The sequence below is a fragment of the Burkholderia sp. BCC1998 genome, from assembly GCF_905339875.1.
Taxonomy (GTDB): domain Bacteria; phylum Pseudomonadota; class Gammaproteobacteria; order Burkholderiales; family Burkholderiaceae; genus Burkholderia.
In genome coordinates this window covers 1-12,726 of sequence record NZ_CAJPHE010000046.1, presented here as the reverse complement: position 1 = coordinate 12,726, position 12,726 = coordinate 1, and the positions used below count along the sequence as shown (strand labels likewise).

The 12,726-nt window shown below is 63.1% G+C and carries 11 protein-coding genes and 2 pseudogenes; 5 read left to right on the top strand and 8 right to left on the bottom strand.

What is annotated here, in order from left to right; genetic code table 11:
- The first annotated feature begins 675 nt into the window (after positions 1 to 675).
- From U5A56_RS36300 to U5A56_RS36285, 4 genes are all read left to right on the top strand, one after another.
- Positions 676 to 1,410 carry a type IV toxin-antitoxin system AbiEi family antitoxin gene (locus U5A56_RS36300; protein WP_257776059.1) on the top strand — a complete coding sequence of 245 codons (735 nt, stop codon included), beginning with the start codon at positions 676 to 678 and terminating at the stop codon, positions 1,408 to 1,410.
- A gap of 188 nt (positions 1,411 to 1,598) precedes the next feature.
- Complete coding sequence (locus U5A56_RS36295; protein WP_257776060.1) at positions 1,599 to 1,952, top strand: hypothetical protein; 354 nt, start codon at positions 1,599 to 1,601, stop codon at positions 1,950 to 1,952.
- Positions 1,953 to 2,087: 135 nt separating this feature from the next.
- Positions 2,088 to 4,655 carry a TOTE conflict system archaeo-eukaryotic primase domain-containing protein gene (locus U5A56_RS36290; RefSeq protein ID WP_257776061.1) on the top strand — a complete coding sequence of 856 codons (2,568 nt, stop codon included), beginning with the start codon at positions 2,088 to 2,090 and terminating at the stop codon, positions 4,653 to 4,655.
- A 62-nt stretch (positions 4,656 to 4,717) separates the two neighbouring features.
- The gene (locus U5A56_RS36285) at positions 4,718 to 4,870 is read left to right on the top strand and encodes a hypothetical protein (protein WP_257776062.1); all 153 of its coding nucleotides are present in this window, start codon (positions 4,718 to 4,720) and stop codon (positions 4,868 to 4,870) included.
- Positions 4,871 to 4,963: 93 nt separating this feature from the next.
- Here the strand turns inward: U5A56_RS36285 and U5A56_RS36280 are convergent, their stop codons facing one another.
- The 6 genes from U5A56_RS36280 to U5A56_RS36255 form a co-directional block, all read right to left on the bottom strand.
- Complete coding sequence (locus tag U5A56_RS36280; protein WP_257776063.1) at positions 4,964 to 6,352, bottom strand: HipA domain-containing protein; 1,389 nt, start codon at positions 6,350 to 6,352, stop codon at positions 4,964 to 4,966.
- Positions 6,349 to 6,621 (bottom strand): helix-turn-helix domain-containing protein, encoded by a 273-nt coding sequence (locus U5A56_RS36275; RefSeq protein ID WP_257776064.1) that lies wholly within the window; start codon positions 6,619 to 6,621, stop codon positions 6,349 to 6,351. Before U5A56_RS36275 ends, U5A56_RS36280 begins: the two co-directional genes overlap by 4 nt.
- Positions 6,622 to 6,928: 307 nt before the next feature.
- Positions 6,929 to 7,267: a hypothetical protein gene (locus U5A56_RS36270; protein WP_257776069.1), complete on the bottom strand. Its 339-nt coding sequence runs from the start codon at positions 7,265 to 7,267 to the stop codon at positions 6,929 to 6,931.
- Between the two features lie 36 nt (positions 7,268 to 7,303).
- Positions 7,304 to 8,458: a porin gene (locus U5A56_RS36265; RefSeq protein WP_257776065.1), complete on the bottom strand. Its 1,155-nt coding sequence runs from the start codon at positions 8,456 to 8,458 to the stop codon at positions 7,304 to 7,306.
- Between the two features lie 34 nt (positions 8,459 to 8,492).
- Positions 8,493 to 9,464 (bottom strand): sulfonate ABC transporter substrate-binding protein, encoded by a 972-nt coding sequence (locus U5A56_RS36260; protein ID WP_321927292.1) that lies wholly within the window; start codon positions 9,462 to 9,464, stop codon positions 8,493 to 8,495.
- Positions 9,465 to 9,507: 43 nt separating this feature from the next.
- Positions 9,508 to 10,830, bottom strand: a complete 1,323-nt coding sequence (locus tag U5A56_RS36255; protein ID WP_257776067.1) for an LLM class flavin-dependent oxidoreductase — start codon at positions 10,828 to 10,830, stop codon at positions 9,508 to 9,510.
- Here U5A56_RS36255 and U5A56_RS36250 point away from each other — a divergent pair.
- A complete protein-coding gene (locus U5A56_RS36250) occupies positions 10,771 to 12,027 on the top strand; it encodes a LacI family DNA-binding transcriptional regulator (protein WP_257776068.1) in 1,257 nt (418 codons plus the stop codon). The genes U5A56_RS36255 and U5A56_RS36250 overlap by 60 nt on opposite strands.
- Here U5A56_RS36250 and U5A56_RS36245 read toward each other — a convergent pair.
- Together U5A56_RS36245 and U5A56_RS36240 are read right to left on the bottom strand one after the other, a co-directional pair.
- Positions 12,024 to 12,559, bottom strand: a pseudogene (locus tag U5A56_RS36245) (SDR family NAD(P)-dependent oxidoreductase); the annotation flags it as partial. The gene U5A56_RS36250 and the pseudogene U5A56_RS36245 sit on opposite strands and share 4 nt — an antisense overlap.
- A gap of 34 nt (positions 12,560 to 12,593) precedes the next feature.
- Positions 12,594 to 12,726, bottom strand: a pseudogene (locus U5A56_RS36240) (IS3 family transposase); the annotation flags it as partial.

Below are 12,726 nucleotides of genomic sequence, written 5' to 3'. Positions count from 1 at the left end.
CACGAACCTGGATGGTGAACGCGGTAGACGCTGCTGACCTAAAGTGCGACTTTAGAGGGGAGCGGGATGTAGGTGCAAGCAACCGTTGATATGGCGCTATCGCGCAATGCGAATGGCGACCTGCTCGTTGTGACCACCTATCCGCGACGGGCAACTCTCCACGACGACGAGCGACGCGACCACCATCGACCGGCGGTGACGAGAACTCCGCGGCAATGCGTCCGCGTCTGTGCGACGCCGGCCCCAACGACACGTTCGGCCGCGCGTGGGGGGAGTTTCGCCTCCTCCGATACAAATACGAGCATGAACTCAGCCGCAGTCGACGCCGTACACCTCCGATTCCACGCTTCCGGCCGGCGGTATCGCCGAATGCGCTACGGATGCAGAAGCTCGAAGTGGACTTCACGTATCCGTTCGCGCCGGCGTGCTATGCAGGTGCTCAATTTGTGTTGGGGAACGTCCATCACATCGACGCGCATGGCTCGACCGCCGATGGGCGTTCCACATTCCTCGACCTTATCGCGCTTGGACCTCATACGATTCCGCGCAGGGTTCTGGACAGGGGAGCAATGTAGGCTCACCGAGTTGCGCGCTCATCATTTTATCGTTAAATATTCTGATAAACTAAAAATATTCGCGAGAAATCGCCAAAGAAACCACGCGATTGGAGATTGTATGGCTAGCAAGACGCTTCAGCGCCTGATGGAGGAGGCGCCGCGCGGACAACCGCTAGACACGGAAATGCTGAAGGATATGGGCGTCAGCCCGGCGCTCGCAACCTACATGGTCAAGGCGGGGTGGCTGCAGCGACTCTCCAAGGGGGCCTACCTGCTCACGGGAGATAGCCCGAGCCGGGAAGGAATCGTCGCGTACCTGAGTCGACGCGTGCCGGGCTTGCATGTCGGGGGCAAGACAGCGCTCGACTGGCAAGGCGGACGTCACAACATCGACCTTCGTGCGAAGACCATCTTATGGGCGCAGAAATCCTACGAGATCTCGTCGTGGGTTGAGGAGCACATGCGCTACGCGTTCCAGACCACCCAGATCTTCGACGACGCGCTGCCGTATGACGCGGGCCTCAAGCCACTGCCGAACGGGAATCCGCATGTGCTCGTTTCCGTTCCGGAGCGCGCACTGCTCGAACTCGCCAGTGATATCGGCAAAGGGCAATCGATGAAGGAAGCAGTCAACGTGATGGCTTCGCTGAGAAACTTTCGGCCTTGCGTCCTCGAGCAATTCATGACGCACTGCAAGCGTGTCAAGGTTCTTCGGCTGGTTCGGGATCTGGGGAGAAGTGGCGATTATTCTTGGGGGGCGGACCTGCAACGACACGTTGACCGGGTTGGCGCTGGGAAGCGGTGGTCCAACGTGAACAAAGACGGCGAGCGTCTTACGCTCAATCCGAACTGAACGATCCATACCTCGATACTATCCGGTCGCACCGCTTGATCGCCCCCGACGTCTTGCCGCTCTCGCACGCTGCTCGCAGTGTTCCCCATTGACCTTTGATTGGGCATCGGGACCGCAGTCTGGTCCGCTGGAACCGCTGCGACGACGTGATTGAAGCCACACAACGCTTGCCTCATGGAACTACCTATATGTCGGACACTTTCGAGCTGATTGCCATCTCCTTGCCGCCCGACATCGCGCCGGAGGCATTGCCGGCTGCCGTGAAGTCGATGGTCGCCGACTGCTGGCCCGGGATGAGCCGGGGGCAACTTATTGCTCGCGCGCGTCGCCATGCCCTGCGACTCTCGTTGCGTGCGCGCGAAGCCTGCGCCCCCGGTGAGATCGGGCGGTTCTGTCTGTACCTGACAGCAGACGGTGAATGCGTGCGTCTCATCGCGCACCTGCGACGTGTCCCCCGTCGTCGCAAGCCGATGCGGTCCGGGAAACCCGTGAGAAATTCGAGCACACCCGCACGGGATCCGCGTCAGACCTCGCTGTTTTGATCGCGATGTAGTGGTGAGTGCCGAGGCGGGAATACATCGGCCGAATGCAGTGCGGTGCCCTGCAATCAAAGCTCACCATCTCAGCGAACGTGAGCGCCGCCACGTCAGTCGTTGGACACGAGTGCATCGGTCGAAATGCATCACTCCCTGGCCGAGCTCGATACAATCATCGAATCAGCATGGGGGATTGCGATATGCGACAACGGACATGCGCACCTGCCTGCCAGCGTCATCGGGACGCAGGCGCTGACGGGTAACGCGATGATGGGCGAGGGAAAACCACCGCGTGATGACTGGAACACTCTCACGCGTGATGAACTGCTGGCGGAATTGACGCGTCTTCAGGCAGAAAACGCGAGGCTCGCCGCATTGCTGCCGTCACAGGTCCGATCGCGGGACGAACCCATACGGATCGCTCCGTGCGAGCCATCCGCGGCCGCCCGAAACCCTGACACACCACTGCTGTCGCCGCAGCAGAAGGTACAGCTCTTCCGGCGGTTGTTTCGCGGGCGCACCGATGTCTATCCCCTTCGGTGGGAAAGCCGAACCTCTGGCAAATCGGGCTACGCGCCGGCCTGCGCAAATGAATGGCGGGCCGGAATCTGCGAAAAACCCCGCATCCGATGCGCGGACTGCAGCCATCGCGTGCTGCTGCCGCTCGATGACCAGGTAATCTATGGGCATCTGGCCGGCGATCATACGGTGGGGCTTTATCCGCTGATGCCGGATGGCACTTGCTATCTGCTCGCCGTCGATTTTGATGAGGCGGATTGGCGCAACGATGCGGCAGCCTTCCGCCAATCGTGCCGGGAGCTGGGAGTCCCGGTGTCGATTGAAATCTCCCGCTCAGGCCAGGGTGCGCACGCCTGGATTTTCTTTTCGTCGACGATCGCTGCGCGCGACGCACGACGCATGGGCTCAGCAATCATCAGCCACACCTGTGTCCAAACCCGGCAACTCGAACTGTCGTCTTACGACCGGCTTTTTCCGAATCAGGATCTGCTGCCCAAAGGCGGTTTTGGCAACCTGATTGCGCTGCCGCTGCAGAAGCAGCCGCGCGAACATGGATACAGTGTGTTCGTCGACGACGATTTCCAGCCCTACGCTGACCAGTGGAGCTATCTGGCGTCCGTGCAAGGGATGGACGGACGCGACATCGAGGGCGTGATCTTTCGCGCCACCGGTGGCGCGCACCCACTCGACGTTACGTTTATCACTGAGGAGGACCAGGCCGAACCGTGGACGCCGTCATACAGCCAGCCGAAGCGGTTGGCCGGAACGATGCCGGCGTCACTGACGCTGACACTCGCGAATCAGCTGTATCTCGAGAAGGCCTCGCTCCCGCAGGCGTTACTCAACCGTTTGATCCGGCTGGCGGCTTTCCAGAATCCGGAATACTACCGGGCTCAGGCGCGCGGCTTTAGTGTCTGGGATACGCCGCGCATCATCGGCCGCGCGGAGAATTGCCCGCGCCACATTGCGTTGCCGCGGGGCTGCGTCGACGACGTCATGACGCTGTTGCGCGAGAACGGCATCGCCTACGATATTCGGGACGAGCGTTGCGCTGGCGAGCCGGTTACGGTTTCGTTCGCCGGCACCTTGCGCGATGACCAGCAGGCAGCGGTAGCCGACCTGTTGCAACACGATATTGGCATCCTGCATGCGCCAACGGCTTTCGGCAAAACCGTGACGGCAGCCGCAATGATTGCGCGGCGCGGCGTCAACACGCTCGTGCTTGTGCATCGCCGGGAGCTGCTCGACCAGTGGCGTGAGCGTCTGCAATCATTTCTTGCGCTCGAGCCGCGCGCCGTCGGGACAATTGGCGGCGGCAAGTCAAAAGCAACGGGCCTGATCGACATCGCGATGCTGCAGTCGGTCGCGCCGAACGGTGCCCGCGGTGAGCTGTTGCGGCGCTACGGTCAAGTTGTTGTCGATGAATGTCACCACGTCTCGGCCGACTCATTCGAAGCCGTGCTCAAGGCTGTCAACGCGCGCTATGTGTTGGGCCTCACGGCGACGCCTGTCCGGCGTGATAGCCAGCAACCGGTGATGTTCATGCTATGTGGGCCGGTGCGCCATGTGGCACGACCACCGGTCAACGCGCCGCAGCTGCTTGAGGTTCTCCCGCAAAGGCTCACCGCTCAGGTGGAGGTCGCGGCCGACGCGCCGATCCAGGAGGTGTTTGCGCGTCTGGCGCAGGACGCGTCACGCACGGCCATGATCGCCGATGCAATCTGCGAGCAATACCGACAGGGACGAAATGTGCTGGTGCTGACCGAGCGAACGGACCATCTCGAGAGCCTGCATCAGGCAATGGAGGATGCGGTCCATCCGTTGTTCGTGCTGCACGGGCGCCTGGCCAGGAAGGCGCGTGCGGCGCAACTGACTGCGCTTGGCGCGCTGACAGATGATGTGCCGCGCGTCGTGTTGGCGACCGGGAGGTTGGTGGGCGAGGGTTTCGACCATCCGGCGCTGGACACGCTTGTGCTGGCCATGCCGATCTCGTGGAAGGGAACTCTACAGCAGTATGCCGGGCGGCTGCATCGAGAGCACGTGGCCAAGACCGGCGTACGGGTGCTGGATTTTGTCGATGGGGGACATCCGGCGCTGCTACGCATGTGGGAGAAGCGCCAGCGTGGCTACCGGGCAATGGGATACCGTGTGCACGCATGCGGGGAAGCGCTCCAGCTGGTGCTTGGCTGAAATCCGACGGGTGTTCCCAGGGCGCTTAAAATTGATCTAGGCAACGTGGGATGAAGTAGCTTTTGAAGCTGGCCTTCAATTCGTTTCAGTTCGATGCGCTTGACTTGTTGAAAGCAGTCGTCGAGAAGAGCGATGAGGAGAACGAGCATCTGCTGCACTATGTGATGCCGCTCCAGTCACCATCAGAAGCATCGCGCCTTCTTGTTTCCCAATGAGTATGGATGATAGGAAACCTCGGGGTGGCGTGCCCGCCATTGTTGACGTATAGGAAGCCGCACCGGTCGCGGATTCACTAAACCCGCAGGCCATCATTCGAAGAGTCCGGGGTCGACCCGCGGCACCTCCCGCGCGAGCACAAGCAGTCGATTCGCCTGCGCACTGACGAAATCAGACACCTGGTGCACGACGTCGCGCTCGCCACCCACGTAGACCTCAGAGGCCGCCAGCTCGGGCGCGAGCCGCAGGATGCCGCGAGCCATGACGCCTATCTCGCGAGCGAGCTGCGTGGGACGGGTGCCCGTACGGCGCGCAAAGTCCGCAAGCGCGTAGGGCGTGACCTCTTCAGGCAGGAAGGCATCGCCATAGGCCATCGCCATGTCGCGCTCGACGTGCTCGCCATAAGCGTTGACGGACACGAGGTCGTACATCGGTGCCGGTACGAGTCCGGCGGGCCGCACATGCATCGAGAGGTTCTTACCGTGGGCGTCGCTATTGCCGAGCAGCAGCTGGAGGATGGCCCAGCGCAGCAGATAGGGCCGCGCGCTCGCCGGCGTCACCATCTTGTCGAGCAGCGTAAAGAGGCGCTCAAAGCTCACCCCCTCGCGGATGTTCCGCACATCCGCGCCCGCACCCAGGTTGCGCTCATACTTGAAGGTCGACGGCAGGTCCAAGGCCTGACAGGCGTCGATGACGTGCGTTCTCAGCACGTGCTTCGCACGGCCCGGCGCGTCGGCATCCCATCGCACGATGCGGTCAAACCGCTCAATGAGCAGGATGGGCTCCGGCAGGCGACGAATCGACACAGGCGCAACAGGCAACTGCAGGCGCGCGAGCACATTCAGGCGTGCGGCCAGGGTCATGCAGAAGTGCTCGTTGGCCACCATGTACGGCATGTGCGGATTCCGGCTTTCGGGCTTTAGCAGATGCGTCGAGCTGAGCGAGCCGTCGGCAAGCGCGAGTTGCTCGCCCTCGACGAGGACCTGCAGCTTGTCCTGGTAGCCGGCCAAGGACAGGCGCACTTTGCCGTCCCAGACCGGAAACGGAATCGCATCGCGCTCACGGATACGGTGCCCTAGCTCTTCATTGGTGATGGGCCGACGCATCGGCTCGCCCATCTGCTCGTGGGCGATACGCGCCGCCTCGTCAGGCGTCGCGTCCATTGCGAGGAAACTGAACGCTCCGACCGGCTCTTTACCCAGCAGGCGGACCAGTGCAAAGATGTTGTTCTTCGAGACCTGGTTGACGATCGACACGATGTCGAGCGCGCGGCCTTCGGGCAGCAGGTTTTCCAGAAAGCGCTGGACGGAACCGGGGCTATCCGGCGCGCGGTCGAGCGGGAGGGCGGGCGAAAGATAGTACGCCGCGGGATTGTTCTGCCACGCCGGGGCATACCCGAAGCCGTAGCGGTCCTCACGCGACTCGAAATTGAGAACCCCGACCGCGTCACCGTGCGTCGAAACGTGCAGAACGTGGTTCATACGTCGGTCTCCTTGTCTCCACGCGATGCCTCGGATGTCCGACCACCGTGCACCATCGGCAGCGCGGGTTGCAGACGAATCGCCTCCTCCTTGGTAGTGACCAGCAGGGTGAGCCCGAGTCCGGAAAGCACGCGCAGCAGCCGATCGACTCCGACCGGCCCGCCGTTCTCCAGCCGCGAAAACACGTTCGACGCTACGCCGCACGCGTGCGCGGCGTCGTCGATGCGAAGCGATAGCTCCAGCCGGCGGCTGCGCACCAGTTCGCCCAAGGCCTTGAGGTCCTGAATTTGAGGGCCCGGTCGCGGTCCGGGCGCCGAGAGGGTACGCGCCATAGTTTCTCGATTCGGAAATTATCCGGTCATACTCGATCAATTACATGGTAATTTCCCGTTGGAGAAACAATAACCCAATCTGGGTCAATCGGTCAATAAATTCTCTATCGAGAAATTATCCTGGGTTCAACCGGCTGATTGGGCGGCACGAATCGGGGTCCCATGTATTTCGGTGCACTTTACCGGTATAGCCCACTCTAGCTGCGACAACGGTTAGCGGCCCCCAGAATTATTAATATACAAATCAAGGGATTGCGGATTGCCCGGTTGTCGGCGTGTCACGGAGAGCGGCAAGCGCGTGATTGATTCGCGAATGGCGCAGCCAGCGCCAGCGGGACGGTCTGTCGCCGCCGCTGCCACCGCAGGCGGTCAACAGGACGGCCGCCGAAATACTGAAATCGAGGTCGCGAAACGGATCGAAGATGGTCTGCAGGACATGATTTAAGCGATTGCCGCGTGTCCGTCGATCGTGTCCACGATTCTTGCCGATGTCGACCGCATCGTTGCCGGCGAACTCTGCATCGACGAACTGGTCGATGGCATCAGTGTCGACGCCAAGAAGAAGACTCTCAGTGGCGGCCATTCAGCAGCAATGCAAGTTTTGGCGACCGCTCTTCCATCAGAACGAGGTTCGAACTCCCGCCGTCACCGCCCACGGATCGAAGCCAGGCGTGACCTTTGCGGCGGTGCTGCTGAGCAGCGCGAAACCTTGCGTCGAATGGCGGTTGTTCAGAATCGTTGTCGCGAAGCCGTATAGTTGCGTGCGTTTCGACAGGTAGTACACGTAGCCCACGTCGCACGCAATCGCGCGCGCATCGCCGTTCTCGATCCGTCGCGACACACCGACATTGACGTCGCCGAGCCCGATTCGCATGCGGGCGTTGAGCAGCGCGGCGGACGCGAACCATCCGGTACCGTCGGTGCGCTTCGAATGCACATAGTTTCCGCCGACGACCACGCGGCCGAAGTCGTATGCGGCAGTCAGTACATGCGTGAGCTGCGACGATGCATCGGGCGCGCTCGCACTCGCGTAATACTGGTAGCGGTTGAAGCCGTACCCGACGAGCAATCCGTTCTTCGCATACTGAACATTCGCGCCGATGTTGCGGCCACTCAGGGTCTGCCCCACAGGATCCTGTGCGCCGAACGAATAACCGATTTCGCTCGACCAGGCGCCAAGCGTATCCGGCGTCCGGTAGCGGATTGCATTCCGGTAGAACCCGCCGGTGCCGCTCGAGCCGAGCGTCGTCGTATGCTCGAGCGACATTATCGCGGCCGGATTGGCGAGCCCGTATGTGCCGACGTCGGACGCGAGAAACACCCAGTAGATTGGAAGATAGAGGTACCCGGCGTCGACGCTGCCGAACGGCCCCGACAGTCCGACCGACGCGCCACGGTTGAATTCTGTCGTGCCGCCCCCTACGCCCGTGTAAGTGTTAAAGCCTGTCTCGAGCCGGAAATTCGCACGATAGCCGCCGCCAAGATCTTCCTTGCCGAGCAATCCAAAGCGCGAGGCCTGCAGATTGCCACTCGCAGCGGACGCGGTCGCGCCGATCGTGCTATCGAAGCGCCCGTATTGCAGTGCTGCATCGACGATGCCGTACATCACCAGCGTCGACTGCGCGTGCGCGGCGTGGCCGGCGCAGGCCAGCGCGACCACACCGGCGGTGCGCAGTCCGGTTTTCAGTCGCGGCGTGAAACGGAGGCGCCAGCGCAATGCGGCGGCGCGGCGAACAGGGCGGATGGTGACAGTACGGGAAGCGAGTCGGGTCATGACAGCGGCTCTGCGAGGCGAGTGGAGTATGGAGTCAGCGGGTGAAGGAAACAGGGTGTGCGATGTCGGTGACCTGGATCGCGCGCGGAATCACGTTTGCGCGCCGGAACGTGTCGGCGACGCGTTGCTGGGCGCCGAGCACGCTCGAATTGATTGGCAGCAACCCGAACGCGGAGCGCGCGAGGTAGCGCTCGACGACCGGTTGCGGCACGCCGATCTCGCGTGCGATCAGCTGTGCGGCCTCGGTGCGGTGATTCGTAACCCATGCATCGCTGCGTGCGACCGCGGACAGGACGTCCGACAGCACCTCGGGATGGGTTTTCGCGAAATCCGGCGAGCCGAGGAAAAAGCTGTATGGCTGTACGATGCCCGTCGCATAGTCGGCGATTGTGCGTACACCGAGCGTCTGCTGAACCACCGCCAGATACGGATCCCAGATTGCCCACGCGTCGACCTTGCCGCCCTCGAAGGCCGCGCGCGCATCGGCGGGCGACAGGAACGCGGGCTTGATGTCCGCATAGGTCAGTCCGGCTTTTTCGAGCGCGGCGACGATCAGGTAGTTCGAGCTCGACCCGCGTGCGAACGCAACAGTGCGCCCTTTCAGGTCGGTGACCGTCTTCACCGGCGAGCCGTCGAGCACGATGATCGCTTCGTTGTGCGGGCCGGCAGGTTTCGCGGCGAGGTAGACGATCCTGCTGCCTGCGGCTTGCGCGAAGATCGGCGGCGGCGACCCCGTATAGCCGAGGTCGATCGAACCGGCATTCATCGCCTCGAGCAGCGGCGGGCCAGCCGGAAACTCGGTCCACGCGATGTCGAAGCCGCGCGCGACCAGCGGCTTGTCTAGCGTGCGTTGCGCTTTCAGGAGTGTGAGGGGCGAGCCCTTCTGATAGCCGATGCGTAGCGTGCGGCCACCATCCGCACGCGCGACACCGGAGAGCGGCGCGACGAGGGCGGTCACGACTGTGGCGCCTGCAGTGTGGAGGAACGAACGACGAGTGAAGGTCATGAGCGGGGTTTCCTGGTCAAAATGATCCGACGACGCAAGCGCGTCACATACGCACGGGGCGACGTAGTCCGAGGTGCTCGCGTAGCGTGCGGCCGGTATATGCAGTGCGAAACAACCTGCGACGCTGCAATTCCGGAACGACGAGTTCACAGAACGCATCGAGGCCGCCCGGCAATTCGGCGGGCATCACGTTGAAGCCATCCGCGGCTTCGCTTTCGAACCACGCCTGCATCAGGTCTGCGACGGTCGCTGCGCTACCGACCACGGTGATATGTCCGCGCCCTGCCGCGATGCGCAGGTAAAGCTCGCGAATCGTCAGGCGTTCGTCGCCAGCGATTGCGGTAAGCAGCGCCTGGCGACTGCGCTGGCCGCTGTCAGTGACCGGCAAGTCGGGTAGGGGGCCGTCGACGGGATAGCCGGACAGGTCGAAGTTGCCCAGCATACGCGCGAGCATCGCGACGCCCGCGACGGGATCGACGAGGGCTTGCAGCGCGTCGAAGCGTTCGCGCGCCTCGTCGTCGGTACGCGCGACGACGACCGACAGACCCGGCATGATCTTCAGATCGCCCGGCGCGCGGCCCGCAGCAGCAGCCCGCGCCTTCATGTCGCGGTAGAACGCCCGCGCGGCATCCAGCCGCGCGTGTGCAGTGAACACCACGTCGGCCGTCTGCGCGGCGAGGTCGCGCCCCGCATCCGACGCGCCCGCCTGCACGACGACGGGCCATCCCTGCACCGGACGCGGCACGTTGAGCGGCCCCGCCACGGAGAAATGCGGGCCGTGGTGATTGAGCACGCGCAGCGTCGACGCGTCGTAATACGCGCCGCTCGCCTTGTCGCGCACGAAGCTGTCGTCGGCCCAGCTATCCCATAGGCCCGTCACGACCCGATGGAACTCCCGGGCGCGCGCATAGCGCTCGTCGTGACCGACGTGTTCGGCACGGCCGAAATTGCGGGCTTCGGCCGCGTTGTCGGACGTCACGAGATTCCAGCCGGCCCGACCGCCGCTGATGTGGTCGAGCGACGCGAACTTGCGCGCGATGTGATACGGCTCGTTGTAGGTCGTCGTCGCCGTCGCGATCAGGCCGATACGTTCCGTGACCGCAGCGAGCGCGGGCAGCAGCGTCAGCGGATCGAGGCGGTCCGAGCGGGCCGAGCGCGCTGCGCCGTCGCCCACGTTCGCGGCGACGCTGTCCGCGACGAAGACCGCATCGAAGCAAGCACGTTCGGCCGTGTTCGCCAGCGCGGCATAGGCACGAAAATCCGTGCCGGCGTCGGCCTGCACGTCCGGATGCCGCCACGCAGCTGCATGGTGTCCGGTTTCCATCAGAAAGGCCCCGAGGTGCATGAGGCGGGAAGCTGTCGTCATCCGATATCCTGTCGCGAAAGCGGCGCTGCCCCACCGGGCAGCACATCGATTCGTGCTGGCGGCCCCGTTATGGTTAGCGCTAACATTAGCAGGCAGTTTCCCGTGGCGAATTTGTCGCGTCAAATAACGAAATCAGCGGAACATATGTCCGATTCGACTAAAAGCGATGCCCGGTCACGCCGGACATCGGGGCGCTTGACACTACGTGACGTAGCCGAGCATCTCGGCGTGTCGCAGATCAGCGTGTCGCGCTATTTCCAGGATCCGATGCGGCTGTCCGAGCCGTTGCGCGAGCGTATCGCCGGCGCAGTCGCCGAACTCGGCTACGTGCCGAATCTCGTCGCCGGCGGGCTCGCTTCGGCGCGCAGCCGTGCCATCGGCATGGTCATTCCGAATATTTCGGGGCCGATCTTCGCGAACACGATCCAGAGCTTCAGTGACGAAGTCACCGCGCACGGTTATCAGTTGCTGCTCGCGTCGAGCTATTTCTCGACGGATCTCGAGGAGCATGCGGTGCGCGGGCTGCTCGGCTGGTCGCCTGCGGCACTCGTGCTGACTTCGCATTTCCATTCGCCTGGTACTGAGACGTTGATCGCGCAAACGCAGGTCCCGGTGATCGAGACATGGGATTTCCAGCCGCGGCGCAAGCCGTTGCAGATCGGCTTCGTCCATCAGGAGGCTGGACGCCTCGCGGCGCGCCATTTGGTCGAGCGCGGCTACCGACGCATCGCGTTCGTGCAGAACAGCGTCGCGGGCGATACGAGCGCGCTGGAGCGGGGCGATGGCTACGCCGCGGTAATGCGCGAGCATGGCCGGAAACCGATCGTGTTTTCGCCAAAGGAGGTCTCGCCGACGCACGCTGGGCGCGAAGCGCTGCTCGCGCTCGTGTCGGGACATGCCTCGGTCGATGCGATTGTTTTCGCGAACGACAATCTCGCCTTCGGCGCACTGCTTGCGGCGCCGCGTGCCGGCATCCGCGTGCCGCAGCAATGCGCGATCGTCGGCTTCGGCGACTATCCATTGGCGGATATGCTGATGCCGAGCCTGACGACCGTGCGGCCGCCCGCACGCGAAATGGGCGAACTGGCCGCTGCACGGATTTTCACGCTACTGGGTGACGATCCGCCGTCGATCGCAACGCTGCGTCGCCGGCAGAAACCCCTGGCCTGCGAGGTCGTCGTACGTGAAAGCAGCTAGGCCGTTTTTTTATGCAAGCCGAAGGTTTTCCTCAGGCTCGCATCGACGGGGCCGCCCGGCATGAAGCGCCGCAATTTGCTCAGGAGGGAGGCTTCACCGCTCGGCGTGCGGCGCATGCGCCACGCGCCGAGCGCTGCTTCGACAAGCGTGCTGGCCACGCCATCGGGCTCGGGCGCGCCTTTGATCTTTGATGCTGTTGACGACAGCGCGCGACGCAAGCGCACGCTCGCGATCATAGTCGGCGACTTTCACGCTCGCCTGCGGCGCATTGACGTCCAGGTTCGTCCGCGTATAGGACGGTTCGACCAGCGTGACGCGGATGCCGAACTGGCACCTCGTGGTCCAGCGTTTCGGTCAGCCCCTCCACGGCATGCTTGGATGCCGAATAGAGCCCCATGTAGGGAGCCGGCAAGAAGCCGAGCACCGAACTGTTATTGACGATCCTTCTGCGGCGCCGTGCCCGCATGTGCGGAAGGACCGCCTGTATCGTGCGCAGGATGCTGAATACATTGGTGGCGAACAGTGTCGTCGATCTCCGCGACCGAGCGTACGGCGGGCCAGCGCCTGATCGTTTCAGCCAGTGCGTTATCGTAGCTGTCGCCACGGCTGCCAACGGACGATTCGATACCCGCTTGGGCCAAACGTTCGCTATACCGAACGCCGACGTATTGGGCCTCTCCATCGGAGTGGTGTATCAAA

Excerpts from the sequence above, each read along its gene's own strand:
- U5A56_RS36300 (WP_257776059.1), top strand. The coding sequence starts at position 676 with ATGGCTAGCAAGACGCTTCAGCGCCTGATGGAGGAGGCGCCGCGCGGA.
- U5A56_RS36295 (WP_257776060.1), top strand. The coding sequence starts at position 1,599 with ATGTCGGACACTTTCGAGCTGATTGCCATCTCCTTGCCGCCCGACATC.
- U5A56_RS36290 (WP_257776061.1), top strand. The coding sequence starts at position 2,088 with ATGCATCACTCCCTGGCCGAGCTCGATACAATCATCGAATCAGCATGG.
- U5A56_RS36280 (WP_257776063.1), bottom strand. The coding sequence starts at position 6,352 with ATGAACCACGTTCTGCACGTTTCGACGCACGGTGACGCGGTCGGGGTT.
- U5A56_RS36270 (WP_257776069.1), bottom strand. The coding sequence starts at position 7,267 with ATGGCCGCCACTGAGAGTCTTCTTCTTGGCGTCGACACTGATGCCATC.
- U5A56_RS36265 (WP_257776065.1), bottom strand. The coding sequence starts at position 8,458 with ATGACCCGACTCGCTTCCCGTACTGTCACCATCCGCCCTGTTCGCCGC.
- U5A56_RS36260 (WP_321927292.1), bottom strand. The coding sequence starts at position 9,464 with ATGACCTTCACTCGTCGTTCGTTCCTCCACACTGCAGGCGCCACAGTC.
- U5A56_RS36250 (WP_257776068.1), top strand. The coding sequence starts at position 10,771 with ATGGTGTCCGGTTTCCATCAGAAAGGCCCCGAGGTGCATGAGGCGGGA.
- U5A56_RS36255 (WP_257776067.1), bottom strand. The coding sequence starts at position 10,830 with ATGACGACAGCTTCCCGCCTCATGCACCTCGGGGCCTTTCTGATGGAA.